The following is a 629-nucleotide window of genomic DNA, read 5'->3' as shown; positions in this document are numbered from 1 at the left end:
TCGAGTACCTGTCCGATTGTCTGGGGTGAAGTAGGGCCAAACGCGCAGCATGCTTTTTATCAGTTATTGCATCAAGGAACGCATGCGGTGAGTTGTGATTTTATTGCACCGATTCAGCGTTATAATGCCAATCATTTTACCTATGTAGAAAATGCAGATGCGTTAATTGAACAGCATCATTTGGCTTTATCGAACTGTTTGGCACAGTCGCGACTTTTAGCCTTTGGTAATCAGGCTTTGGATCAAAAAGAATTGGAAAATTTACCTGTATATAAACAATATGCAGGTAATCAGCCGAGTTCAACATTTTTAATTCAAGAATTGAATCCAAAGACTTTAGGCATGCTGATTGCGCTGTATGAGCATAAAGTCTTTGTACAATCGGTATTATGGAATATTAACCCCTTTGACCAATGGGGTGTGGAAAAAGGTAAGGAAATTGCCAATCAAATTCTACCGATTTTAAATGGTCAGCAACAACAGACAGCACATCTGGATGCTTCAACGCAAGGCTTAATTGAATTGCTGCTTGGAAATAAAAAGAGTTAGGATAAAACATGGCAAATATTTTAGTGACAGGTGGCGCCGGATATATTGGTTCACATACCTGTGTTGAATTGCTAAATGCT

Annotated in this window: 1 protein-coding gene and 1 pseudogene; both read left to right on the top strand. The window is 39.1% G+C overall.

Translation table 11 applies throughout. The features are described from left to right. Positions 1-549: pseudogene (locus JR005_RS14510) on the top strand (glucose-6-phosphate isomerase); the annotation flags it as partial. A gap of 8 nt (positions 550-557) precedes the next feature. After that, positions 558-629, top strand: a 72-nt coding sequence (locus JR005_RS14505; RefSeq protein ID WP_228731785.1) for an NAD-dependent epimerase/dehydratase family protein, incomplete at its 3' end; no start/stop codon positions are given.

The organism is Acinetobacter sp. Colony158 (assembly GCF_019264745.1).
GTDB classification, from domain to species: domain Bacteria; phylum Pseudomonadota; class Gammaproteobacteria; order Pseudomonadales; family Moraxellaceae; genus Acinetobacter; species Acinetobacter ursingii.
The sequence above is the reverse complement of the archived record's forward strand: the minus strand, read 5'-3'. Positions and strand labels throughout refer to the sequence as shown.